Origin of the sequence: Fictibacillus enclensis, from assembly GCF_030123385.1 — a bacterium.
Lineage (GTDB): Bacteria > Bacillota > Bacilli > Bacillales > Fictibacillaceae > Fictibacillus_C > Fictibacillus_C enclensis.
In genome coordinates this window covers 4,750,835-4,773,902 of sequence record NZ_CP126109.1, presented here as the reverse complement: position 1 = coordinate 4,773,902, position 23,068 = coordinate 4,750,835, and the positions used below count along the sequence as shown (strand labels likewise).

Here is a 23,068-nt window from a genome sequence, read left to right as displayed (position 1 = left end):
ACAGATTCGAAGAAAGAAGCCCCCCAATCATTTAGGGCTTCTTTTTTTTGTGAACACCTGCAAGACGGATTGGAGAAAAAAGAGGGCAATAAGTATGACAAAAACAAAACTCTCAATCAGCTCCATGACTTTAAATGGAGACATAGCATTAAGGTAGGCCGTTCGCGGCTCAAAACCTTGTGTCAGATCCAAAGTGAACGAAAAGATGGTTAACAAAACAAACATGGAAAGGGTAATCAGTAAAATTTTCATATCATCACGCTCCGCTAAAGTAGTATCCCCAAATGAAAGATATTCATCACGATACGAAGGAATAAGGAAGGCAGTCGCCGGAAACGCTAAAAAAAACCAATGTGAAAGGTTTTGTGTCCTCATGCCTTCTTTTTTTAAAAAGAAATCATCTTCATTTCATAAAAAGACGGCTCAAGAGAAAAAGAAAGAGCCCTCTTCTTCTCCTCTTTCTGCGGTTTTAGAGGAAAATATAGAATATATTAAATCTCAAACAGGCAACAGCACAGATATCGTGATCCGCAGTTTTAAGCATTCTCCACGTTTTAACACGAAGTCGGCCATCGTTTATTTAAAAGGGCTGACCGATTCCCAGACGGTCCAGGAGCTGCTGATTGATCCTTTGATGAAATCGGACCCGGCGGAATCAGACCCCATCAGCATGGAAGATATGATTGAAGGCTATCTTCCATTGGGCAATATGGAACAAATACAGGATTGGAACACCCTGTTTCAAGCTTTGATGTCGGGCCATACTATTATCTTCGTAGATGGCTACTCAGGTGCGATAAGTTCAGCAACAGAAGGCGGAGAAAAAAGGGCCATTGAGGAGCCAAGCACCCAGCGGGCCATTCGCGGGTCCAGAGAAGGGTTCACGGAATCTATAGAGACAAATATATCGATGGTCCGCAGGATTATCCAAAATCCTTCTCTTTGGACGGAAACCATGACCATAGGAAGAGTGACCAAAACCAAAGTGACGATCATGTACTTGAAGGGAATCGCGAGAGACGACATCATTGAAGAGCTCAGGAAGCGGCTTGAAAAGATAGATATTGACGGAGTGCTCGAATCTGGTTTTATCGAGCAGTACATTGAAGACCAGTCCATTACAGCATTCCCGACTCTTTATTATTCGGAGCGCCCTGATGCGGTGGCAGGAAATCTGCTGGAAGGAAGGTTCGCCCTTTTTGTGAACGGCACGCCTTTTGTCCTGCTAGGTCCCGCGGTGTTTGTTCAGTTCTTCCAATCCATTGAAGATTATACTGAACGTTTCTATATCTCTACTGCTCTGCGTTTTTTGAGAGTGCTGGTCTTTTTTATATCTCTCATTGGGCCGGCGACCTATATTGCTGCCACCACCTTTCATCAGGAAATGATTCCGACCCAGCTCCTGATCGCCATTGCCGCTCAGCGGGAACCGGTTCCGTTTCCCAGTTTTGTTGAAGCGCTCATTATGGAAGTGACCTTCGAAATCCTGCGGGAAGCGGGGATCAGGATGCCAAAAGCCATCGGGCCGGCCATTTCTATTGTGGGCGCCTTGGTTATCGGACAGGCAGCGGTTCAGGCAGGGGTTGTTTCACCGGCGATGGTTGTTATTGTTGCCATTACCGCAATTGCCAGCTTTGCCACTCCATCATTTGCCATTGCGATATCTGCCCGCCTTATCCGTTTTTTATTTATGATTAGCGCAGCCATGTTTGGTTTTTATGGCATGATTTTAGGGTTTATCATTTTGGTCGTTCATTTGTGCAGTTTGCGCTCGTTCGGAGTTCCTTACATGGCACCGCTTGCTCCGTTTATCCCGGCTGATATCAATGATACCTTTGTGCGCGGTCCTTTGTGGGCAGACAGGAAACGGCCGGCATTCATTAGTGGCCCTAACAAGGTGCGGCAGGGTGAAGGCAGTGGCCGCCCACAGCCGGAGCAAAGCAGGAAAATGGTCACGGATCAGGAAGGTGATCAGACATGAAACGACCAATAGGGATTTTCTTAATGGTTTGTCTTCAGTTGCTGCTGTTAACTGGCTGCTGGAGTAAAAAAGAACTGAATGATCTTGCCCTTGTATCGGCAGTCGGTCTCGATCTGAATAAGCAGGGCAAGTATGTAGGCACCTTTCAATTTGTAAACCCCGGAAATGTAACAGGAAGTTTTCAAGGAGGAGGAGGAGGTCAGGGAAATGCGGTTTCCGTTTATTCAGCCACAGGAGATAATATCGATGAGATCAGCCGCCGGATGTCGACCAAAGTATCCCGGAACCTTTACTATGCCCATGCGAACCTTGTCGTGATCAGTGAAAAACTGGCGAAGAAAAAAGGGGTTCTTCCCATTTTGGACGCCTTTGACAGGGATGCCACGTTCCGTAATACGGCCACAGTGGTTATTGCTCACAATGCAAAAGCCGCAGACTTGATCAAAACGCTGACGGCCATTGACAAATTGCCGGCAAACAAAGTCATCAAACTGTTAAGGTTTTCGGAACGGGTTTGGGGAGCCTCATTAAATATCATGATGATCGATGTCATTAAAGACCTTACGAATGACGGGAAACAGCCTTTAATCAGCGGCTTCAACCTGAAGGGATCCAGTTCAACAGGGGAAAAGGTTTCGAATATTATGCAGTCCACTCCTCAAGCCGCTCCGGTGGTTGACGGCCTGGCCCTTTTTAAACATGGGAAGCTTGTGGGCTGGATGGATGGCGGAAAGGCCAGGGGTGCGGTCTGGACCTTGAACAAAATCAAAAAAACAGAAATAAATATTAATAAAAAGGGCCGAAAAGAAGCCATAGCTTTCGAAGTGATCCGCCAAAATACCTCCATATCAACTTTGGTTAAAAATGGAGCTGCACAACTGAACGTAAGAGTGGAAACGGAGGGGAACATTGGTGAGACGAAAGTGCCTGTGAATCTTAAGGATCCGCACGTCATCGCAGACCTTGAGAAAGGTTTTGAAAAACAGGTGGAATCGGAAATAAAAGCAGCGATTAAGGAAGCACAGGCGAAGAAAACGGATATTTTTGGCTTTGGAGATGCCGTTCATCGGTCACAACCAGAAACGTGGAAAAGAATATCAAAAAATTGGGATGAAGATTATTTTGCCAAGGCAAACGTGAAGGTAAAAGTAGATGTATTTGTAAGAAGAACAGGGCTTAGGAACAATTCCTTTTTATCCGAGGTCAAATAATTAGCGAAAGGGGCAGACAAATGGAAAAAGCGAAAATAACGGCATACCAGTTGTTTGCCTTAGTTCTTTTATTTGAGCTGGGGAGCGCCCTTCTTGTGGCGTTAGGAATTGAAGCCAAGCAGGACGCCTGGATTGTCATTCTTTTGGGAATGATTGGAGGATTGCTGATATTCTTTGTCTTTTATCGCCTTTATTGCTTTTATCCGGATTGTTTACCTACGGAATATGTACAAAAAATTATGGGGAAAGGTCTCGGGAAGTCGGTTGCTTTTTTGTACATGCTGTACAATGTGTATTTGGCGGCCAGGGTGCTCAGGGACTTTGGGGCCATGCTTCTGACGTTTGCTTACATAGAAACTCCGCTTTTTATAGCCAACACCCTGATGATTCTCGTCATTGTCTATTCTGTATCCAAAGGAATCGAAGTGTTGGCGCGTACCGGAGAATTGTTCCTCGTATTTATTTATTTTTTGGCGGGTTCAGGCGTGTTGCTTGTCTTGTTTTCAGGCGTGGTTGATTTGCATAATCTTCAGCCTGTTCTTGAGAACGGATGGAAACCGATTATTAAATCGACGGTTAGGGAAACGATTTATTTTCCATTCGGGGAACTTATCGTCTTTTCGATGATCATGCCGTATTTAAGGGATTCCAAAAAGATAAGAAATGTAGGCATTATCGGTACTATCGTAAGCGGAATCTCTCTTGCGCTTGTGATGGTGTTCAACATCAGCATCCTCGGGGTGAAACTTACTGAACGGTCACAGTTTCCTTTACTCAGCACGATTCAAACGATACAGGTGGCTGATTTTCTTGAGCGTCTTGATGTTTATTTTATGATTGCTTTGATAGTTGGGGGATTTTTTAAAGTCGCTATATTTATATATGCAGCTGTCATAGGAACAGCGAACATCTTTACCGTTACACCTCCTTCTCGGCTGAGTTATCCCATAGGGCTTGTTGTTCTGATATTGTCCATGACGATGGCCAGCAATTTCCCGGAGCATCTAAAAGAAGGGGTAAGCATCGTACCTCTCCTCCTCCATCTGCCCTTCCAGATCATTTTCCCTGTCTTGCTTCTTGGAATGGCCTACTGGAAGAACAGAAAACATAAAAAACAAGGTACCGGATAACTGAACCGGCACCTTTTGTTCCCTAGTATGCTTTTTTAATATGGATAACCAGGGCTTCAGCACTTGCTTTTACCTCTTCCTCATTCAATAAACGAACGCCCTGCGCTTTAAAAACAGGAAGGTAACGCATGCCGGTCAGATTGGCCGTTGCCTGAAACGGCTTCAATAGCTCATTCAGACTGAACTGATTGTATCCGCCGGCCTGATACGCGTCTTCTGGTCCTCCGGTTGAAATGGCAAGCAGTAATTCTTTGCCGTGAAGCTTTGTGCCTTCAGAGCCATACGCCCATCCATAGGTCAGTACCACGTCTTGCCATTCTTTTAATAAAGCAGGACTGCTATACCAGTAGAGCGGAAATTGAAAGACGATGCGGTCATGAGCGAGCAGAAGCTTTTGTTCCCGTTCCACGTCAATCTTCCCATCCGGATAAGCAGCATACAGATCATGCACCGTTACATCTTCTTCATCTTGAAGACGGTTCATCCAGGTTTTGTTTACAAGTGACCCTTCCATATTTGGGTGAACGGCAATAACTAATGTTTTCATTTCTTTTAATTCCTCCTATTGTTGTTTATATTCCTTCAAAAATGACTTCCGTTTCCGTTCGCTCTTGACTCATGGTGTAAAACGTGTCGGCGATATGTTCGGCTGAAAACGGTGTACCTTCTTGAACAAATCCTTTCACTGTCAAGGTTCCAACATAAATGCCTTTAGCCTCTAATTCCTGGCTTAGGCTGTATGCCAGGTTGCGGATTCCCGCTTTTCCGATGGCTAAAGATGCATAATCGGCGTAGGGTTGAAGCGCAAGTCCGCATCCGGTCAGCAGGATCGATCCCTTTTCCATATAGGGCAACGCTTCTTTTACGCATTATTAATGCCCCTGCAACATTGATTTTAAAATCACGGACAAGGTCCTCAAGCGTAAGTTCAGTCGGCTTACCAGGTTTTCCCGGAAGCCGCATTTCCATACGTATCAACAACAGCTTCTACCTACGTTTGCAGGCTGACTTCTGAGGAAACATCTCCTGGAAATCCTTTAGCTTCAATGCCGGAATTGCGTAGTTCTTCTTCATACTCCTTTAATGCTTCCAAACGTCTCGCGATGAGCGCAACCTGATATCCTTCACGCCAAAACTTTTGGCTGCACCATTACTGATTCCAGGACCTGCTCCTACAACGACAAATACTTTGCCAGGCATATTTTCAGTCTCCTTACGAATATTTGTATATACAAATGAATAGGTAAAAATTTTTATTCCTTTTTTTCAAGCTTATTGCTGGCCTCGTGCAGCATTTTGCTTAAGTCCAGGCTAAAGTCTTTGCCCAGGACTTCTGAATAGCTGACAAACATCTCTTTTAACGAGGCACGGAAACGATCGTAAACCTTTTCTCCTTCTTTGGTCAAAGAGATATGTGTTTCTTTACCACTCACTTTTCGATTCACAATCTGCAGTTTTTCCAGCTTATCAATAAACCTTGTGCTTGTGGAAGGAGCGATCGACAGCTTGGTGCATAGCTCTTTCTGAGTGATATCGGGATTAAACTTCACAATCATAATCATGTACAAATAAGAGGGAGCGAGATCTCCGCCGTCCAGTGTTTTTTCGGCAAGCTTGGTAATGTTGCGTGCAAAACGGCTGGCTGTAAAATATAAACAATGTATCAGTACTTCTTCTTCCTCGTTCAACGTTATCACCCTTTTCATTTGCATATACAAATTAACATGAAAATAAATCTGCAGTCAATCTTTTTATTTTTTTTAGAAATCATAGCTTGTCCAGCAGCGGTTCATGGCAATGCCGTGCTGTTCTGCAAATTCATCTCCCCAGCGGCACATGGCAAAAAGAGTAGGCTGAATCTTTTTTCCCATATCGGTGGTTTCATACACGACATGGGTCTCTCCCAGCTCCAACCGGCTCACAAGACCATGCTCAGAAAGCTCCTTCAGCTGCTGGGTCAGCATCTTCTGGGTAATGTCCGGTATGGATCGCTTCAGTTCGTTAAACCGTTTGGGGCCTTCATTCAAGTTCCATAAAATCAGTACTTTCCATTTGCCGCCAATAATATCAATCACCAGATCAATGGCGCAGGTGTATTCCGGATGAAGGTGTTTCAATTTGAAGTCCTCCTGACAGGTTACGAAATGGTGCCTTGTTTTGAGTAAAACCAGTATATATTATATACCATGCAAGGGAAAACTATTGAAGTTTAATGCCTCTAAAGGAGTGAATCAATATGAAAGCATAGCTTTTACACGATAAAAATCAATGGCAAAACATGAAGGTGGAGGATACTGAAACACCAAAACCCGGAAAAGGAGAAATCCTGGTAGAAGTTCATGCCGTCGGTTTGAATCCGGTTGATTATAAAACAGCGACCAATGGCAATCCGAACTGGTCCTATCCGCATATTCTCGGTCTGGATACTGCAGGAGTCGTCGTCGAAGTTGGTGAAGGCGTGACCCAGTGGAAAAAAGGAGACCGGGTCGTCAATCATGGCGATCTGACGAAGATAGGAGGCTACGCGGAATACACTGTAGTAAAAGCCCATATGGCCTCACGTATTCCGGATGCCATCTCGTTTGAAGAAGCAGCGGCCATTCCGACAGCAGGTTATACAGCATATCAGGCAATGTTCCGGAAGCTGCCGTTTGATCAGGTGGAAACGATTCTGATCCATGGGGGAGCAGGTGGTGTTGGCGGATTTGGCGTCCAGCTTGCCAAGCTTGCAGGCAAAACGGTCATCTCAACCGCCTCCAGCCACAACCATGAGTATGTAAAATCGCTCGGCGCGGATTATGTGATCGATTACCGGCAGGAGGATGTACAAGCCAGGGTGATGGAGATCACCAACAGCCGTGGCATAGATGCCGTGGTGGATGCGGTAAGCCGCCAAAGTGCGACGGATTCATTGGATTTGCTGGCTTATATGGGGCATCTCGTCTACATTGCCGGTGCGCCTGATTTTACAAAAATCAAGGGATTCACCAAAGTGGTTTCCTACCATGAAATTGCGCTGGCGGCAGTTTACCAATCCCATGATGAGCGTGCGGAGAATGATTTGGCCGTTATGGGAGATCACATGCTGAAGCTCATGGCTGAAGGAAAGCTGGATGCCATGCTGAAGGAAACGATTTCTTTGGAAGAAGTTCCCGAAGCGCTCGTTCGTCTATCTGAACGGCACGTGAAAGGAAAAATGGTGGCGAAAGTAAAATAAGTAAGGATGGCGCCTCGGTACCATCCTTTTTTTGATGAAATAAAGGAGAGTTGAAGTTTGTTTAGAATTAGGAAGGGGAGGGATGCATATGATGGGAAGCCTTATCCTCAGTTTAGCGGCCGGCCTGATATTTATTGCCGCCGGTTTGTTCATGAAATACAAGCCGCCGGCCAAAATCAATGCGATATACGGCTACCGGACATTTCGCTCCATGAAGAATGAAGTGTTATGGAAGGAAGCCAACTCGTATTCCGCGGTTCTGCTCATTCGTTACGGCATAGCCATGGTGATTATCGGGACCCTGATCAGCTTGATTGTCAGACAGGAGCTGGCTGCCGTGTTTAGTCTGATGGGATTCATGCTCCTTGTGATTATTGTGCTTATCCTTCAAGTGGAAAAGCGGCTGAAAGAGCTGGATAAATAGGTTTTTGATCAAAAACCAGAGGGAAAAGAAAAGGATACCAAAGTACTGAATGAGATTAAAGAGGAGCGGAGTCTATGGTGAATGTTGCCCTGTTGAGTAAATGGCATGTCCACGCAAAGGATTATGCGAAGGAAGCCAGTGAAAATAAACAAATCAACATTATGAAAGTATGGGATGAAGACCACGAGCGCGGTAAGCAATGGGCAAAGGAATTGAACGTGCCGTTTGAGGCAGATCTTGAAAACGTTCTATCCGACGAGGAAATCCATGGGGTGATTGTCACCACTCCCACCTCAATACATAAGGAAGTGATTGTTACTTGTGCAAGGTATAAGAAACACGTTTTTACTGAAAAAGTGCTCGCAACCACTCTGAAGGAATGCGACGAAATCCTGGCAGTTGCAGAGGAAGAAGGTGTGCAGCTGATGGTTTCACTGCCCCGGCTGACAGAACGTTTCTACCTGTATGCTCAAAAAATACTGGATGAGGGCCTGCTGGGTGAGCTAACTTCCATCCGTTGCCGGGTCGCCCATAATGGTGCCGTTCCGACAGAAGAAAATCAGCATGGCTGGCTGCCTTCCCAATTTTTTAAACGAGAAGAAACGGGGGGCGGTGCCTTGATCGATCTTGGCGCTCACCCCATTTATTTGTCGAACCGGTTGGGAGGGAAAGTAAAGGCCGTCACCGCACGGCTGCAACAGACAAAAGGCCACGAGGTCGATGACAATGCGGCGGTCATTGTGGAATTTGAATCCGGAGCCCTCGGAATGATTGAGACCGGCTTTTTATCATACGGCTGTCCCGATCAGCTTGAACTTTACGGCACAGAAGGCACCCTTCTTTTTGAAAGCCGCCAGCCAAAAGAGCTGATTTCAATCCACGTGGAAGACGACGGTCTTATCATGTCCGACCAGATTCCTAAAGCGCTGCCGTCTGCCATGGAACAGTGGGTGGATGCCATTTTGAATCAGAGCACACCATCGATTCATAAAGAAGATATTCGCAACCTGACACTGGTTAATGAAGCGGCAGCGCTCTCTCATCGCGAAGGGCGGCGGGTTGAGCTTTCTGAAATACAAACAGGACGGTGAAGGAAATGACAGATAAATTGGAATTGGTTCATGATGCTAAAGCGATTCTGGGAGAAGGTCCGATCTGGGACGAGCGCAGCGGGAAGCTTTATTGGGTAAATATTCTTGGAAAAAGTATTCAGTCGTTTGACCCTCGTTCAGGAGAAACAAAGACATTTGAGATTGACCAGTATCCGGGAACATTGGCACTGAAGGAAGACGGAGGGTTTGTTTTAGCGGCCCAGCACGGGTTTTACCACCTGGAGTTAAATGAGGATGGAACCAGCAATCTTAAGAAAATTGCGGATCCAGAGGAGCATATTCCGGGAAATAGGTTTAACGATGGCAAATGCGACCCGCGGGGGCGTTTTTTGGCTGGAACGCTTTCCTTAAAAGAAGATAAAGGTGCAGGATCACTGTACCGGCTGAACCTGGATAGAACAGTGGATGTACTGATGAGCGATTTGACCATCTCCAACGGAATGGCATGGAGTGACGACGGCACGGTTTTTTATTTTATTGATACGCCAACCATGCAGGTAAAGGCGTACTCCTACAACCTTGATATTGGAAAAGTCGGCGAGGGCAGAGTCGTAAAAGACTTTACCGATGAACTGGGGGCACCCGATGGCATGACGATTGATGATGAAGGAATGCTTTGGGTGGCACTCTACGGCGGCTGGGGTGTTGTGCAAATCGACCCTGCAGACGGAAAGGTGCTGCAGAAAATAGACGTGCCTGCTTCCAATGTGACGTGCTGTGCTTTTGGAGGAGAGAATCTTGATGAGCTGTACATCACAACCGCAAGGCAGCAGCTGAGCGACAACGATTTGAAAGAACAGCCTCATGCCGGCGGCCTTTTCCGCTATTGTCCGGGTGTGAAGGGACAGCCTTCGTTTCGGTTTGCAGGGGAGTAGGACGAGTACGCACGAATAAAGCATTGCTGATTGAGCGAGCAGTGCTTTATTTTTTTGTCAAAAAATGAAAATGATGTGATATGCAAGTATTTCTTGTCGAACCGCAACTAAATTTCCCAACACCGCAACTAAATGATGTCGAATCGCAACTAAATTCCCCAACACCGCAACTAAATGATGTCGAACCGCAACTAACGCACAGGCCAGATGCACCTATCACCTCAAATTCACGAAAAAACAGGCCAGATCACATGGTTATCTGTGATTTGGCCTGCTTTGGACCCCATTCAATCATTAGCGGATAAAAACTCCTGTAGTGCTTCCTTATTTTTCTTAAGATCAATGCTGAGGACATCACCTACATTGTGGCGCTCGTTTTGGAAGGAATTGTCCAATGGAATGCGGAGCTTTTTGACGTTATGAGCATTGCCGGTAATAAAGTCTTTACCAATAATCAGCTTGGACTTGGAATCGACATTGGTCTCAATGTAAGGATCCAGCAAGCCCACGATTTTCGGCAGTTTAAATACATTTTTAATACTGGTGGCTTCATTTTTTAATTTGGACAGCACTTCTTGCTGCCGGGCTACACGGCCAAAGTCACTTTGGGCATCATGGCGAAAACGGACATAGCTGAGCAAATTTTTTCCATGAAGAGTTTGATACCCGGGCTTTAAGTCCAAGTTCATGTCGTCGATCAGATTCTGTGGCACATTCACTTTAACCCCTTTGGGGGCAATTGTATCAGCAATTTTGGAAAAGCCCTGAAAGTCAACGACCGCGTAGTAGTTAATATCTACCCCGAAATTTTGTTCAATGGTTTGGCGAAGCAGCTCAGGACCGCCGAAAGCGTAGGCTGCGTTAATCTTTTGCTTGCCATGGCCTGGAACATCGACATAGGTATCCCTCATGATTGATACCAATTTAGGCTGATGGCTCTTCTGATCATATTGTCCGATTAAAATGGAATCCGTCCGGGAATGCGCTTCCCCCCTGGAGTCACTTCCGAGCAAAAGGACATTTATTTTACCGTTCTCGGGCAAATCGCCCTTAAACTGTTCTTCGTTTTTCTTATCATCTTCAAATTTCCCATCGTTTGCCTGGGACAAACCTTGTTTGTATTGGAAGTAGCTGTATGCTCCCCCGGCCACGATCAAGAGAAGAATCATCATTAAAATAAAACGTCCCCAGCGGAACTTTCGCTTTCTGCGTCTTTGAACTCGAGCCAATTTCTACCCCCGCTTCTTTTATTATCCCAGTCACATAGTTACTGACCACATTGTATCAAGAAAGGAATCATATTCCCAGCAATTCTACTATTGTAATATAGGTTGATAGTAAAATAAGCCCTCTCAACTTTTCATAGAAGGAGGGCTTTAGATTTAAATTCTATTAAAGTGACAGTCTACAAAAACTGGCCTAAAGCATAGAGCAGTAGGAAGATGAAGACCCAGACGGAATCGACAAAGTGCCAGTAGATGCTAAATGAAACAAATCGGCCATGATTAGCGACAGTAGAGCCTTTGGTTTTTACATGGACAAGCAGAAGGGCCATCCACAGGATGCCGAACAGCACATGACATCCGTGCAGTCCGACAAGCAAGTAGTAGGAGGAGATAAAAGGGCTTCTGCTCAGTGTATACCCGTCTCCTATATTCTTCAGAAACTCTATCATTTCCAGGGAAAGAAAGCCAAGGGCCAGGAGGGCGGTCAGCCCGATGAAAAACAAGGTTTTCCCTTTTTCCCGGACATGCAGGGTTTTTTCTGCCAAATACCAGGTCAGGCTGCTGGAAAGAAGCAAAATGGTCGGAAGAATAATTTCTTTAAATTTAAAGAATTCCTTCGGTCCGGGACCGTCTCCCAAATGGTGGAGCATAACAAAATAGGTAGCAAACAAGGATCCGAAAATGACAGCCTCCGCACAGATAAACAAGAACATGGATGTCTTCCTTGGCGAAGAATATTCGAGAAGGGTTTCGGTTGAATTTTCTACGTTGCTTTCCACGCCCATTTACGCTTCCTCCCTTCGAATGGCTTCTTCAAGCTGTTCACTCGTATAAAGATCGATGCTCCGCTCATACGTAATCGAGCGCCAGGCCATCAGAAGCAGTGTCCCTGCAAACCCGGTAATCGTGATGAGCGGCACCGCGAAGATCAGTCCAAAGGAAATGGTAAAAAATCCGCCGCTGAGCAACAGAGGAATGATGGTAGGCTTCTCGACCACAATTCGCTTTTCTTCTTTTTTGGAAAACGGCAGGGTGCCATTTCCATGTTCCTTTGCATACCAAAGGTTTTCCAAATCCCTGACGACCGGCAAATACGGACAGCGCATATGAGAGGAAGGAGAGGAGACCGCCCATTCCATTGTGCGTCCATCCCACGGATCGGCCACACCCCGATGTGACTTTTTCTGGTAGCTGTAAAACACATTCCAGATGAAAAGAAGGACACTGATGGCCATCAGATAGGCGCCCATCGTACTGATAAAGTTAAATTCGAACAGTCCGTCCTCCGGCAGGTAGGTAAAGGTTCTTCGAGGCATCCCCTGCAGACCGGAAAGGTGCATCGGCAAAAACGTCATATGAAACCCGATAATAAACGTCCAGGCCTGCCATTTACCCATCTTGTCATTGAGAATATATCCGAACATTTTGGGCCACCAGTAATAAAAACCGGAAAAGGCGCCAAACACCGTACCGCCTACCATGACGTAATGCAGATGGGCTACGACAAAGTAAGAGTCATGGTATTGGTAATCGGCCGGCACGACGGCCTGCATGACTCCGGTTACTCCCCCGATAACAAATGAGGGAATAAAGGCAAGTGAATAGAGCATCGCCGTGGTAAAACGGACAGAGCCTCCCCGGATCGTAAACAACCAGTTAAAGATCTTTATACCGGTTGGAACGGCAATCAGCATGGAGGTAATGGCAAATACCACATTGGCAAATGCACCAAGACCTACGGTAAACATATGGTGAATCCAAACCATGAAGCTTAAAAAACCGATGACGAGCATCGAAAGAACCATAGATGAATAGCCAAAGATCCGTTTGGAAGCGAATGTAGAGATGACCTGGGAAAACACCCCGAAGGCCGGAAGAATCACAATATAAACCTCCGGATGGCCAAAGGCCCAAAACAAGTGCTGCCAAAGTACGGGGTTACCGTGTTCGCCACTGAAAATCTGGGTGCCGAACTGATTATCAAACAGCAGGATCAGTAAAGCTGCACTGAGTACCGGGAAGGCAAAAAGAATAAGGATCGAGGTGATCAAGGCTGACCAGGTGAACAGTGGAATCTTCATGAATCCCATGCCGGGTGCGCGGTGCTTTAAGATGGTGGTGATCATGTTAATCGAGGTCATGATGGTACCGATCCCGGAAACCTGGACCCCCATGTCATAAAAGGCTGTCCCGTTACCCACAATATCCTTGTCCACAGCCAGCGGAACATAAGAAGTCCATCCAGTGGATGGTGCGCCGCCCATCACAAAGCTCATGTTGATCAACAAGCCGCCCATCACAAAGAGCCACATGCTCAATGAGTTGAAAAAGGGGAAGGCAATATCCCTTGCCCCAATTTGAAGAGGTACGGCGATGTTCATCAAACCGATCAAAAAGGGCATTGCCACAAAAAAGATCATGAGAGTCCCATGTGTCGTCATGACCTGATCATATTTATCCCCTTGAAACACCCAGAAGTGGAAATTCGGAAAGGCTAACTGTGTCCTCATCAGCATGGCGTCGAGACCGGCGCGAAGGAAAAAAATGAATCCCCAGGCAATGTAAAGGATGCCGATTTTGCGGTGATCCATCGTACGAATCAGCGACCACGTCATCTTCCACTTTTTAGCCAAAGAGATATAGATTACAGCAGCAATCAAAATGACAAGAATGGAAATATTGGCGGCGACGATGTCAGAAGCAAATTTGATTTGTGTATTGAAAAACGGCATATCTATCCCCCCAGCTTTTGTTATAGCTTCTTCATTTTTTCAGCGTCTTCAAGTAAGCGGAAAGAGCAGCGTAGTCCTCGTTGCTGAGCCCCTTGGCTTTTGGCATCTCAGTGCCCGGCTTTACTTTTTTCGGATTCTTCAGCCACTTCAACACATTTTTTTCTGTGTTGGGGAGGAAGCCGGCTACACGTTTCCTGTCGCCGAAATCAGCCAGGTTAGGACCTTCTTTTCCTTGATTGGCGCTTACAGCGCTGCTTGTTGCGTGACAGCTCAAACAGTTGGCTGCAAAGACTTTCTGCCCTTCGGATTCCTGGGCGCTGAGTTTTGTTGAAGTATTTTCTTTTTTCATTTTGTCTACCCATTCCTGATAATCCCTTTGACTGTCTACCTTCACGAGAAACCGCATAAAGGAATGGCCCGCTCCGCAAAATTCGCCGCATTTTCCCTGATAGGTGCCCACTTTCTCGGGAGTAAGGGCCATTTTGTTCGTTCTTCCGGGAATTAAATCCTGTTTTCCCCCCAATTGAGGTACCCAGAACGAATGAATCACATCCTTGGAGTGAAGTTCAATCACCACTCGCTTTCCTTTGGGCAGATGAAGTTCCTGGGAGGTGACAATGCCTTCTCCCGGGTATTCGAATTTCCACCAGTATTTACTTGCGGTTACTTTCACTTTCATTGCTCCCGTGTTGTCCTGTTTTTCTTCTCCAAATACGCTTTTTACCATCGGAACGGCCAGGATCAGCAGAAGGACAAAGGGAAGGATGGTCCAGGTGAGCTCCAGTTTTTTATTACGGTTTTCCTGATGCTTTTCGGGCGTAAAGCCGGGTCTTGCTCTGTATTTGTAAACAAACCGGATAAAAAGAACAACCACTGTAACCATGACGATTAACATAATATAAATGCTTAGCTTAATTAATGAATATTGTTCTTCAGCCTGGCTGCCGGCAGGATTCAGGACGTCCATATTTTGGATGGCTGAACAACCGGACAATAAAAGAAGGCAACTGCCCCAGATTCCTACAATCTTTTTCATAGTCTCTCCTTTCAGCTGGTTTTTTTTTGAGAATCCAAAAAAATGTGTTTGACATGGAACGGCAAAAGGCAGCAGAACATAAATTCAGCTGCAGGTATGTAAACGTTCTTTTAGATGTAATCCCCTTTTTTTTTAGATTAAAACGTAGTCATCTTCTCATTCAGCCGGAAATATTTAGAAGATTCTTGTCATGATGTTTATGTTTAACGTAGATCAGGGAAGAAAATAAAAGATACGTATAAGCAACCAAAGAGGGAAGAGTGAGGTGAATCCATGATTGAAAAACCAGGAGTAATGCTGTTGCAGCGGCTTCCGTCTACAGATAGGACGGCGAGCAAGCCCTGCTTTTTGTTCGTGGCCAGTTTGCCCGCCACTCTTCTTTTTTCTGTATAAAACTTTACACTGTAAGGAATTAACTTCGTGTACGGCGCTCCTGTTCTTTTAAATAAATGGATATTAAAACTTTTTATTTCGCATTAAACCACGTTGAGGAGGAGACAGATGGAAAACAAACTTTCAGTTGTCATAAACGGGGATCAATTCGAGGCTGAACAAGGACAAAGTGTTCTGCAGGTTCTGCTGGACAAAAATATTTACCTTCCGCACGTTTGCTACCAGGAAAGTCTGGGCCCGATCGAAACATGCGATACGTGTGCCGTTCTTGTAAATGGTGAGATAGTCAGAGGGTGTGGAACTCCCATACAAGAAGGAATGGAAATCCAGACGGATACGCCCCAAGTGAAGGATGCCCAGTTTAAGGCGATGGACAATATCCTTGAAAATCATGAATTGTATTGCACAGTATGTGACAACAACAATGGGGACTGCACCATTCACAATACCGTGAAGGACATGGGGCTGGAACATCAAATCAAAAATTTTAAAGTCAAAGGGTATGACCTTGATAAAGGGAAATTTTACAGATATGACCCTGATCAGTGTATTCTGTGCGGACAATGTGTGGAAGTATGCCAGACGGTTGAAGTCAATGAAACACTTTCCATTGATTGGGACCTTCAGCAGCCCCGGGTGATCTGGGATGACAATGTTCCGATCGAGGAATCATCGTGTGTAAGCTGCGGACAATGTGTAACCGTATGCCCGTGCAACGCCTTGATGGAGAACAGCATGCAGGGACAGGCTGGTTATTTGACTGATATCCGCCCCGATTTTTTGCGTTCCATGATTGATGTGACGAAGGAAGCCGAAACAGGCTATGGACCGCTTTTTGCCATTTCGGATTCGGAAGCGAAGATGAGAGAAGACCAGATCAAGAAAACAAAAACGGTTTGCACGTATTGCGGAGTCGGCTGCAGCTTTGAAGCCTGGACTAAAGGCCGTGAAATCCTCAAGATGGAACCGGTTCCGGAAGGTCCTGCCAACGGCATCATGTCCTGCATCAAGGGGAAATTCGCCTGGGGCCATATCAACAGCGAAGCACGTCTGACCCGTCCGCTGATGCGTGAAGGCGAATATTTTAAAGAAGTGGAATGGGACGAAGCCCTTGACTACATCACGGATAAGTTCAAGGAAATAAAGGAAAAGCACGGCCCTGATGCTCTAGGTTTTATCGCTTCGTCCAAAGCGACCAATGAAGAGTCCTATCTAATTCAGAAAATTGCCCGCCAGGTCATCGGAACGAACAATATTGATAATTGCTCCCGTTACTGCCAGTCCCCGGCCACAAAAGGCCTTAACCGGACAGTGGGATACGGGGGAGATGCCGGGTCCATGCATGATCTTGAAGCAGCAGAGCTCGTGATCATTGTAGGTTCCAATACGGCCGAGGCTCATCCAGTGCTTGCCTCCAAAATCAAGCGCTCCCACAAGATGTTTGGACAAAAGTTGATCGTTGCCGATCTCCGGAAGCATGAAATGGCAGAACGAGCGGATCTTTACATCCATCCTGAGCCTGGAACAGACCTGGTGTGGATTTCAGCCATTGCCAAATACATCATTGACATGGGATGGCATGATGAAGCATTTATAGCAGAAAAAGTCAATGATTTTGAAGAGTATGTTGAAAGCCTTAAGCCTTTTACATTAGGAACTGCCGAAGAGATTACGGGAATTTCAAAGGAAACACTGATTCAAGTGGCAGAAGCCATTCGTGATTCAGACAAAACGTGCATTTGCTGGGCGATGGGAATCACGCAGCATCAGATCGGCGCGGACACGTCCACTGCCATCTCCAATCTGTTGCTTGTTACCGGCAATTATGGCCGTACCGGAACCGGTGCATACCCGCTGCGCGGCCACAATAACGTGCAGGGGGCCAGTGACTTCGGAAGCATGCCGAACACATTGCCAGGGTATCAAAAAATCAGTGATGCGGATGCGGTGGCGAAGTTCGAACAGGCTTGGCAAGTCAAGCTGTCCACGAATGAAGGAATGGATAACCATGAGATGGTACAGGGAATCTATGACGGCAAGCTGAAATCTCTCTATGTTACCGGGGAAGACATGGGTGTGGTGGACTCCAATATTAATTATGTGACCAAAGCGTTTGAAAAACTGGATTTCTTTGTGGTGCAGGATCTCTTTTTAACCAACACGGCGGAGTATGCCGATGTCGTGCTGCCCGCTTCACCAAGTCTTGAAAAAGAAGGAACCTTCACAAATACTGAGCGGAGAATCCAGCGTTTGTATCCGGCCATGGATCCGCTTGGCGAATCCAAGCCGGACTGGGAGATCTATTGCGAGATTGCCAAACGGCTTGGGTTTGATTGGAACTATTCTTCTCCTGCCGATATCATGGCGGAGGCGGCAGGTCTGGTACCGATCTTTGCTGGTGTCAGCTATGAGCGGCTCGAGAACTTTAAGAGCCTGCAGTGGCCGGTAAATGAAGAGGGAAAAGATACACCTCTTTTATTCACGGACGGTTTCCCGTTCCCGGATGGTAAAGCAAAGCTGCATCCGGTTAATTTTGCCCGCCACTATCATATCGATGAGGAACACCATCTCCATATTAACAATGGACGTATTCTGGAGCATTTCCATGAAGGCAATATGACGTACCATACAAAAGGAATCCGTACAAAAGTGCCAAATTCATGGATTGCAGTGTCAGAGGAGGCGGCAGAAAAGTATGGAATGGAAGAAGGCTCGAAGATAAAAATTTCCAATGAAAATGGAGAAGCGGTTACCCAAGTGCATATTTCAAAGGAAGTGTTCGGACAGGAGGCGTACCTTCCGCTCAATGACAACGGCAAAAGCGCCATCAATTATTTAACGAGCAACGTTACGGACAAAGATACCAATACCCCTGCTTACAAAGAAGTGCCAGCCAAAATAGAAGTGTTGGACAAAAAAGGAGATTCACCGCTCCCGCTGTACAACTACAGAAGAGGAAAACGCAATCCGCAGTATGGCGTGGATGTACAGAAGAAGTGGGATCGGGAGGATTACATTTTTCCTGGTAATGAGGAGGTAAAACAAGATGGCTGAGCGGATTAAAGATATAAAGCGCATGGAGATTCCCAAGGAGAAGATAAAGGAAGACAATCTGACTGAATTGCTTGATGTGTTGTCAGATAATAAAGAGGCTATGCTTGAGACTGTACGGTTTTTCAGTCTTCTGCATGAGAGCGGCAACCTTGCCATGATGAATGCGATGGTCGCCAAACAGGAGCATATTATGGGGAATCTCGCCTTTGAAGCCAACAATAAGCCGAATTCAACCATTCTTCATAACTTTACCCGGTTAATCGAATTTCTGGGTATGCTGAACTTAGAAGTCATTGACGAACTGACCACCCGGTACACACGTAAGCAAAAGGAAGAGGGAACAGAGGTGCCGAGTGTTGAGGATGTTGGATTCATTAAACTGATCAAAACGCTGAAGGATCCGGAAGTCAGCCGCGGAGTGTACATCTTGCTCCAGCTTCTCCGTGGAATCGGTCATGGTCCTTCCGATGAAAAGAAATAAACAAAAGCGGCTCTATAAGGGCCGCTTTTCCAATCAATCCTTCTATAGAAAGAGGTGCAGTCAACATGCAGTGGCTTGAAATCGTATCATACGTTGGAATTGGAATTGGTGTTTTGCAATTCCTCATTGTTTTGGTTCATGTCATCAGCCACCCGCAAACGATGAAAGTAATGAATGTGGTTTGGCCCATTACCGGGCTCTACTTCCCATTGATTGGCTTATGGATGTATTACAAGCTGGGTGTTCCGGATGCGAAACAGAAAATGGATCACCACATGAACCATTCGGATCACAAAGAAATGCATCACAGTGATAAACCGTTTTGGCAAAGTGTCGTCGTATCCACGACGCATTGCAGCAGCGGCTGCTCACTTGGCGATCTTCTCGGCGCTCCGATTGTCTTTTTAACCGGGCTAACAATGGCGGGCAGCACACTTTTTGCCGATTATGTGGTCGAATTTGTCTTGGCTTACATTCTCGGTATTGCTTTTCAGTATTACGGCATGGGAATGGGCTCAAAACCGGCAGAAGAAAAGCTCAAAAATGCGATCAAAGCCGATACCTGGTCCTTGATTGCTTTTGAAATCGGAATGTTTGCCTGGATGGCCCTGTCCCATTACGTGTTCTTCTCAGAACCTCCAAAGCCAAACGGTCCGGTGTTCTGGTTTATGATGCAAATTGCCATGATGATCGGCTTTGGCACAAGCTATCCGGCGAATTGGTATTTGGTGAAAAAAGGCGTCAAGCATGCGATGTAACGGAATAGAACTTACTGGTCATCGCGTTTGTCGATATACAGCGTTCCGTCCTTTTGAACTTGTGCAAAAAATACGTCGCTGATCGATGTAATGCTTTGTTGCTGCAATTGCTGGCGAAGCCATGCTTCATCAAGCTGAAGTTTATCCAAATTGGCCGTATTGATTTTACCGTCAGAAATCACCTCTGTCGGAAATGGGAAAATCGCCGGTTTGGGGGTGGGGGATTGTTGTCCGTTTCCTTTTTTCATAACAGAAAGCTTTCCATCCGTTTCAAAGATCGCGTAATCAACATCGGCTATAGAGAAAACTTCTTTATCCCGTAGCTTGGTCATAAGCGAGTTTATATCCAGCCGTACCCGTTTTAACGTTTCTTCCATTATTAATCCGTCCCGGACCAAAATGACGGGTTCTCCTGTCATCAGGTTTCGCGCCATTTTGGATTTGAGATTAAGATAGCCGGCAATAATGGTGATAGCTCCCCAACAGGCCACAACAATTAAACCGTTACGGATACTCATGTTGGGATCAGTAATCAGAGTACCGCCCAAAGTGCCGAATACAATCGCGGATATAAAGTTAAAAAACGTCATCTGGCTGATTTCTTTTCTTCCCATCAGCCTCGTCAGCAGCAACAAAAAAATATAGGCAATCACCACACGGATAATTAATTCAATAGCACTCATGCACATCTCTCCTTTTTATCATTTTTGACAAAAGGAATAGAAATATAACATCTGGACGGCTCTCCGAGGAGGCCATTTTTGGCTCTCCAAGGAGGGCTGTTTTTTATGGGCAAATCTATCATTTTTATGGAATCTAGCAAACCATAGGACAAACACCGCTGCACATTCCTGCTATTTTCATAGAATAATACAACTCTAATAAAAAGGGGGAATCTCGGTGTTTGGATTTTCAATGATAAAACTAGTGCGCCAGCATGCCGATAAGCTGGACCTTCATATGCGTTCTAAACTTGTGAATTTGTATCGGCCGATGCGCAAGGTACCTTGTTTTCTTCACAGCAGCATAGAAAAATGGCTGAAAAAACGCAATAAGATGAAGGTGTTGATTGAGTTTCATGAAGAGGAAGCGAATGTGCTTGGGGCGACTCAGGTCCATGAGCTCATAGCGTCACACCGCAAGTGCAAGGTTCATCACCAGTTTGGCAGTATTCCGTTTTGCTCTGCAACCCTAACCGCCAATGCGGTAGAAGATCTGTTAACCAATTGCACTCATATCAAAAAAATACATTACGACCGTGAAGTAAAAGCATTGCTGGATAAAGCTTCACCGTCGATTCATGCTGATGTGCTGAATCAATCAGGGGTGACAGGAAAGGATATTACGATTGCCATCGTTGATACAGGAATTTATCCGCACTCAGACATAAAAGACCGCATTATTGGATTTCAGGATTTCGTCAACCAGAAAAGTCAAGCCTATGATGATAACGGACATGGCACCCACTGCGCAGGCGATGCAGCGGGTAACGGCTACTTGTCAGACGGCAAGTACAGAGGGCCTGCGCCTGAAGCCAATCTTGTAGGCGTAAAAGTGCTCAACAAAATGGGATCCGGTTCTTTATCCACTGTGATTGCAGGTGTGCAGTGGTGCATTGATAACAAGGAAGAATACAACATTAAAGTGATTTCCATGTCACTTGGCAGCAGCGCTACCCAGCCAGCAGCAGATGACCCGGTTGTAAAAGCCGTGGAAAAAGCCTGGCAAGTAGGAATTGTAGTTTGCGTGGCGGCCGGAAATGAAGGACCGGATGACAATACGGTTTCAAGTCCGGGAATCAGTTCGAAGATCATAACAGTAGGGGCGATTGATGATCAAAATACGTTAGATCGCAGCGACGACAAGATCGCCAGCTTCTCCAGCCGCGGACCGACCATTGACGGTATTACCAAGCCTGATATTCTAACACCTGGTGTTAACATTGTATCCTTGCGTTCTCCCGGCTCGTATTTGGACAAGGCATCCAAGGACAGCCGTGTAGCAAACGATTACTTTTCGCTGTCCGGAACGTCCATGGCCACTCCAATTTGTGCAGGTGTAGCCGCCCTTGTACTCGAGCAAAATCCGGATTTTACGCCTGATCAAGTGAAAGAAAAGTTAATCAGTGCAGCAGAAGACTGGGGACTGCCAGCCAACTCACAAGGCCACGGCTATCTCGATGTCAGCAAGTTGATATAAAAAAAGGGGCTGTCCAAGAAGTCTGGAAGTCGTTGATTTTCGTTCCAGGCCGCTCGCTTTCCGTGGGGCGTGCGGTGAGCCTCTTGGCGCAAGCACCTGCGGTAGTCTCACCTGTCACGCTAGTCCCACAGGAGTCTCGCGCCTTCCACTACAATCAACTTTCATGGAAGTTTTTTACGCAAAAAGGAGCTGCCTGAAGGTCAATTTTTGACTTTCAGGACAGCTCCTTTTTATTGCTATTCAAATAAAATCAGCAAGGCGGCAACAACAGGAGTTGCCACCATAGCGGTCTTCAATAAAGGTTTCGGAGCGAACTTTGTCAGCTTTGCCCCAAGATACGCACCGATCATTGTGCCGGCAAGCACCTGCAGGAGCAGCATATAGTCAAGATAGCCTTGCATCACATAGCCGAAGCCGCCTCCAACCGCAATGGGGAGGATAACCAGCATGGTCGTCCCGATCGATTGCCGGATGGAAAGGCCGAAAATGAGCAGCAGCCCAATCTGGATAAATGGTGCAGAGCCGATGCCAAAAGCGCCAGACAAGAGGCCGGTGGTCATCCCGAGAATTAATGCCTTCATGAGAAGTGTAGGATAGCCCAGTTTCTCGTTGATGGTTTCTTCGATTCTTCCTTTTGAAATAAAGAAGCGGACGATAAGCAGAACAGCGGACAACAACAGCATTCCTGCTGTTAAATAGTGCAGATGCTCACTGGGGATAAGGGAAGACAGCCTCGAGCCGAAATACGCTGCAATTGCGCCAAACCCGCCGGTCCAAACACCGGCACGGAGGGCGATATTTCCTTCCTTCATATGACTGTAGGTTCCTGACAACGTCGTAAAGGCCATGGCGGCAAGGGAAGTTCCCAGTGCCGTATGAATGGGTATGTGAAAAAGGACAAGGATTGAAATAATAAAACCTGCTCCGCCAACGCCGATAAATCCACAGATCAGCCCAATGACAAGCATGGTCAAGGTAATAAGCACGATAAAAGGATTCCTTTCTTTGGCGGAATATCCGTCATTCTTGATGTTCTTTCTTTATTATACTAAAGCAAAACGACTGAAGAAATCAATGGCTGGGGTTTATTGGATTCTTTCAACTGGAAACTTTTATGTGATCGGCATGCTGACTGGTTCTGGCAATCTTTTAGGCGGGAACTACCAGAAAAAAATGTATCGCTTTTTTAGTTCGGGACCTTCGAATGCTTTTCTGGTACTTTTTGAATAATTTACCTAT

At 46.0% G+C, this 23,068-nt stretch carries 22 protein-coding genes; 11 read left to right on the top strand and 11 right to left on the bottom strand.

The genetic code is table 11. The features are described 5' to 3' along the window. Window positions 1-27 precede the first annotated feature (27 nt). On the bottom strand, window positions 28-252 hold the full coding sequence (locus QNH15_RS24570; protein WP_283891317.1) for a YczF family membrane protein: 225 nt from the start codon (window positions 250-252) through the stop codon (window positions 28-30). Between the two features lie 121 nt (window positions 253-373). Here QNH15_RS24570 and QNH15_RS24565 point away from each other — a divergent pair, with 121 nt between their 5' ends. The 3 genes from QNH15_RS24565 to QNH15_RS24555 are packed head-to-tail and all read left to right on the top strand — an operon-like array spanning window position 374 to window position 4,322. After that, window positions 374-1,981: a spore germination protein gene (locus QNH15_RS24565; RefSeq protein ID WP_283891315.1), complete on the top strand. Its 1,608-nt coding sequence runs from the start codon at window positions 374-376 to the stop codon at window positions 1,979-1,981. Then, window positions 1,978-3,192: a Ger(x)C family spore germination protein gene (locus QNH15_RS24560; RefSeq protein ID WP_283891313.1), complete on the top strand. Its 1,215-nt coding sequence runs from the start codon at window positions 1,978-1,980 to the stop codon at window positions 3,190-3,192. The genes QNH15_RS24565 and QNH15_RS24560 overlap by 4 nt, the downstream gene beginning before the upstream one ends. Window positions 3,193-3,212: 20 nt before the next feature. Further along, the gene (locus tag QNH15_RS24555; protein ID WP_283891311.1) at window positions 3,213-4,322 is read left to right on the top strand and encodes a GerAB/ArcD/ProY family transporter; all 1,110 of its coding nucleotides are present in this window, start codon (window positions 3,213-3,215) and stop codon (window positions 4,320-4,322) included. 22 nt (window positions 4,323-4,344) lie between these two features. Here the strand turns inward: QNH15_RS24555 and QNH15_RS24550 are convergent, their stop codons facing one another. From QNH15_RS24550 to QNH15_RS24535, 4 genes are all read right to left on the bottom strand, one after another. Further along, the gene (locus QNH15_RS24550; protein ID WP_283891309.1) at window positions 4,345-4,869 is read right to left on the bottom strand and encodes an NAD(P)H-dependent oxidoreductase; all 525 of its coding nucleotides are present in this window, start codon (window positions 4,867-4,869) and stop codon (window positions 4,345-4,347) included. 25 nt (window positions 4,870-4,894) lie between these two features. Continuing rightward, complete coding sequence (locus tag QNH15_RS24545) at window positions 4,895-5,167, bottom strand: Rossmann-fold NAD(P)-binding domain-containing protein (protein ID WP_283891307.1); 273 nt, start codon at window positions 5,165-5,167, stop codon at window positions 4,895-4,897. 408 nt (window positions 5,168-5,575) lie between these two features. Then, complete coding sequence (locus QNH15_RS24540; RefSeq protein WP_283895753.1) at window positions 5,576-6,019, bottom strand: MarR family winged helix-turn-helix transcriptional regulator; 444 nt, start codon at window positions 6,017-6,019, stop codon at window positions 5,576-5,578. 63 nt (window positions 6,020-6,082) lie between these two features. After that, the gene (locus tag QNH15_RS24535; RefSeq protein ID WP_283891305.1) at window positions 6,083-6,439 is read right to left on the bottom strand and encodes a winged helix-turn-helix transcriptional regulator; all 357 of its coding nucleotides are present in this window, start codon (window positions 6,437-6,439) and stop codon (window positions 6,083-6,085) included. Between the two features lie 161 nt (window positions 6,440-6,600). Here QNH15_RS24535 and QNH15_RS24530 point away from each other — a divergent pair, with 161 nt between their 5' ends. The 4 genes from QNH15_RS24530 to QNH15_RS24515 all read left to right on the top strand — a co-directional run bounded on the left by QNH15_RS24530 (window position 6,601) and on the right by QNH15_RS24515 (window position 9,950). Then, window positions 6,601-7,539, top strand: a complete 939-nt coding sequence (locus tag QNH15_RS24530; protein WP_283891303.1) for a zinc-binding dehydrogenase — start codon at window positions 6,601-6,603, stop codon at window positions 7,537-7,539. A gap of 88 nt (window positions 7,540-7,627) precedes the next feature. Further along, a complete protein-coding gene (locus QNH15_RS24525) occupies window positions 7,628-7,963 on the top strand; it encodes an SdpI family protein (protein ID WP_283891301.1) in 336 nt (111 codons plus the stop codon). A gap of 74 nt (window positions 7,964-8,037) precedes the next feature. Then, window positions 8,038-9,054 (top strand): Gfo/Idh/MocA family protein, encoded by a 1,017-nt coding sequence (locus tag QNH15_RS24520; RefSeq protein WP_283891299.1) that lies wholly within the window; start codon window positions 8,038-8,040, stop codon window positions 9,052-9,054. 5 nt (window positions 9,055-9,059) lie between these two features. Continuing rightward, window positions 9,060-9,950 carry an SMP-30/gluconolactonase/LRE family protein gene (locus QNH15_RS24515; RefSeq protein ID WP_283891297.1) on the top strand — a complete coding sequence of 297 codons (891 nt, stop codon included), beginning with the start codon at window positions 9,060-9,062 and terminating at the stop codon, window positions 9,948-9,950. A gap of 287 nt (window positions 9,951-10,237) precedes the next feature. On the opposite strand, the gene QNH15_RS24510 is transcribed toward QNH15_RS24515, so the two are convergent. The 4 genes from QNH15_RS24510 to coxB form a co-directional block, all read right to left on the bottom strand. Then, window positions 10,238-11,122, bottom strand: coding sequence for an LCP family protein (locus QNH15_RS24510; protein WP_430667186.1), 885 nt, complete (start codon window positions 11,120-11,122; stop codon window positions 10,238-10,240). A 233-nt stretch (window positions 11,123-11,355) separates the two neighbouring features. Then, the gene (locus QNH15_RS24505; protein WP_283891295.1) at window positions 11,356-11,961 is read right to left on the bottom strand and encodes a cytochrome c oxidase subunit 3; all 606 of its coding nucleotides are present in this window, start codon (window positions 11,959-11,961) and stop codon (window positions 11,356-11,358) included. Then, window positions 11,962-13,908 (bottom strand): cytochrome c oxidase subunit I, encoded by a 1,947-nt coding sequence (locus QNH15_RS24500; protein ID WP_283891293.1) that lies wholly within the window; start codon window positions 13,906-13,908, stop codon window positions 11,962-11,964. Between the two features lie 31 nt (window positions 13,909-13,939). Beyond that, the gene (gene coxB / locus QNH15_RS24495) at window positions 13,940-14,944 is read right to left on the bottom strand and encodes a cytochrome c oxidase subunit II (RefSeq protein WP_283891292.1); all 1,005 of its coding nucleotides are present in this window, start codon (window positions 14,942-14,944) and stop codon (window positions 13,940-13,942) included. A gap of 501 nt (window positions 14,945-15,445) precedes the next feature. Here coxB and fdhF point away from each other — a divergent pair. The 3 genes from fdhF to QNH15_RS24480 all read left to right on the top strand — a co-directional run bounded on the left by fdhF (window position 15,446) and on the right by QNH15_RS24480 (window position 19,630). Then, window positions 15,446-18,391, top strand: a complete 2,946-nt coding sequence (gene fdhF / locus QNH15_RS24490) for a formate dehydrogenase subunit alpha (protein WP_283891290.1) — start codon at window positions 15,446-15,448, stop codon at window positions 18,389-18,391. Continuing rightward, window positions 18,384-18,872 (top strand): helical membrane plugin domain-containing protein, encoded by a 489-nt coding sequence (locus QNH15_RS24485; protein WP_283891288.1) that lies wholly within the window; start codon window positions 18,384-18,386, stop codon window positions 18,870-18,872. Before fdhF ends, QNH15_RS24485 begins: the two co-directional genes overlap by 8 nt. Before the next feature lie 65 nt (window positions 18,873-18,937). Then, window positions 18,938-19,630 (top strand): DUF4396 domain-containing protein, encoded by a 693-nt coding sequence (locus QNH15_RS24480; protein ID WP_283891286.1) that lies wholly within the window; start codon window positions 18,938-18,940, stop codon window positions 19,628-19,630. 11 nt (window positions 19,631-19,641) lie between these two features. On the opposite strand, the gene QNH15_RS24475 is transcribed toward QNH15_RS24480, so the two are convergent. Beyond that, the gene (locus tag QNH15_RS24475; RefSeq protein ID WP_283891284.1) at window positions 19,642-20,313 is read right to left on the bottom strand and encodes a YetF domain-containing protein; all 672 of its coding nucleotides are present in this window, start codon (window positions 20,311-20,313) and stop codon (window positions 19,642-19,644) included. A 217-nt stretch (window positions 20,314-20,530) separates the two neighbouring features. On the opposite strand from QNH15_RS24475, the gene QNH15_RS24470 reads away from it, so the two are divergent. Beyond that, entirely contained in the window at window positions 20,531-21,829 is a 1,299-nt protein-coding gene (locus QNH15_RS24470) for a S8 family peptidase (RefSeq protein WP_283891282.1), read from the top strand. 236 nt (window positions 21,830-22,065) lie between these two features. Here QNH15_RS24470 and QNH15_RS24465 read toward each other — a convergent pair whose 3' ends face one another. Next, complete coding sequence (locus QNH15_RS24465; RefSeq protein ID WP_283891280.1) at window positions 22,066-22,815, bottom strand: sulfite exporter TauE/SafE family protein; 750 nt, start codon at window positions 22,813-22,815, stop codon at window positions 22,066-22,068. Window positions 22,816-23,068 lie beyond the last annotated feature (253 nt).

Coding starts and splice junctions, on each gene's coding strand:
- QNH15_RS24570 (WP_283891317.1), bottom strand. CDS start 252: ATGAAAATTTTACTGATTACCCTTTCCATGTTTGTTTTGTTAACCATC.
- QNH15_RS24565 (WP_283891315.1), top strand. CDS start 374: ATGCCTTCTTTTTTTAAAAAGAAATCATCTTCATTTCATAAAAAGACG.
- QNH15_RS24560 (WP_283891313.1), top strand. CDS start 1,978: ATGAAACGACCAATAGGGATTTTCTTAATGGTTTGTCTTCAGTTGCTG.
- QNH15_RS24555 (WP_283891311.1), top strand. CDS start 3,213: ATGGAAAAAGCGAAAATAACGGCATACCAGTTGTTTGCCTTAGTTCTT.
- QNH15_RS24550 (WP_283891309.1), bottom strand. CDS start 4,869: ATGAAAACATTAGTTATTGCCGTTCACCCAAATATGGAAGGGTCACTT.
- QNH15_RS24545 (WP_283891307.1), bottom strand. CDS start 5,167: ATGGAAAAGGGATCGATCCTGCTGACCGGATGCGGACTTGCGCTTCAA.
- QNH15_RS24530 (WP_283891303.1), top strand. CDS start 6,601: ATGAAGGTGGAGGATACTGAAACACCAAAACCCGGAAAAGGAGAAATC.
- QNH15_RS24525 (WP_283891301.1), top strand. CDS start 7,628: ATGATGGGAAGCCTTATCCTCAGTTTAGCGGCCGGCCTGATATTTATT.
- QNH15_RS24520 (WP_283891299.1), top strand. CDS start 8,038: ATGGTGAATGTTGCCCTGTTGAGTAAATGGCATGTCCACGCAAAGGAT.
- QNH15_RS24515 (WP_283891297.1), top strand. CDS start 9,060: ATGACAGATAAATTGGAATTGGTTCATGATGCTAAAGCGATTCTGGGA.
- QNH15_RS24510 (WP_430667186.1), bottom strand. CDS start 11,122: ATGATGATTCTTCTCTTGATCGTGGCCGGGGGAGCATACAGCTACTTC.
- QNH15_RS24505 (WP_283891295.1), bottom strand. CDS start 11,961: ATGGGCGTGGAAAGCAACGTAGAAAATTCAACCGAAACCCTTCTCGAA.
- QNH15_RS24500 (WP_283891293.1), bottom strand. CDS start 13,908: ATGCCGTTTTTCAATACACAAATCAAATTTGCTTCTGACATCGTCGCC.
- coxB (WP_283891292.1), bottom strand. CDS start 14,944: ATGAAAAAGATTGTAGGAATCTGGGGCAGTTGCCTTCTTTTATTGTCC.
- fdhF (WP_283891290.1), top strand. CDS start 15,446: ATGGAAAACAAACTTTCAGTTGTCATAAACGGGGATCAATTCGAGGCT.
- QNH15_RS24485 (WP_283891288.1), top strand. CDS start 18,384: ATGGCTGAGCGGATTAAAGATATAAAGCGCATGGAGATTCCCAAGGAG.
- QNH15_RS24480 (WP_283891286.1), top strand. CDS start 18,938: ATGCAGTGGCTTGAAATCGTATCATACGTTGGAATTGGAATTGGTGTT.
- QNH15_RS24475 (WP_283891284.1), bottom strand. CDS start 20,313: ATGAGTGCTATTGAATTAATTATCCGTGTGGTGATTGCCTATATTTTT.